The sequence below is a fragment of the Halomonas sp. ATBC28 genome, from assembly GCF_005937175.1.
Taxonomy (GTDB): domain Bacteria; phylum Pseudomonadota; class Gammaproteobacteria; order Pseudomonadales; family Halomonadaceae; genus Vreelandella; species Vreelandella titanicae.
Genome location: NZ_VCQL01000108.1, coordinates 1 through 455, shown reverse-complemented (window position 1 = coordinate 455; position 455 = coordinate 1). Strand labels below are relative to the sequence as shown.

Here is a 455-nt window from a genome sequence, read left to right as displayed (position 1 = left end):
ATATGTTGCTGGGTAGTGAGCGGCATTAATTTCAGCCCAACTTCATTACCCATCACGCGCGCCACCTGAGCCGGGAAGACGTATTCCTGCTGACCGCGTTTAAGCAACAGATTCACTTTCTGCCCTTCCAGAATCTGCGCCTGACCGTTGATCTTGATCCCCAAACCACCGTCGGAGAAATCCTGAACGGTACACGAGAAGAGGTGACCATCTTCGCGGGCAATTGCTGCGGGCATCGTCATCTCCACGCGGTGCGATCGGCGTACCTGTTTGCTTTCTACCGATACTGCGACTGCGCCGCCGAGAATAATCAGGTTGTAGAATACCCACACCATACTGACGACCACGGTGAGCATCTCGGTTGGCGGACCATAGATGTAGCGCCAGATCCCAACCGCTACGCCCACCAGGTTGAGCAGAACAAGGAAGATGTAGGGCCGCGAGATCACCCAGTC

The 455-nt window shown here is 55.2% G+C and carries 1 protein-coding gene; it reads right to left on the bottom strand.

Translation table 11 applies throughout. The features are described 5' to 3' along the window. The coding region (locus E0L35_RS25560) for a PilZ domain-containing protein (RefSeq protein WP_171051239.1) at positions 1-455 on the bottom strand (455 nt) is incomplete at both ends.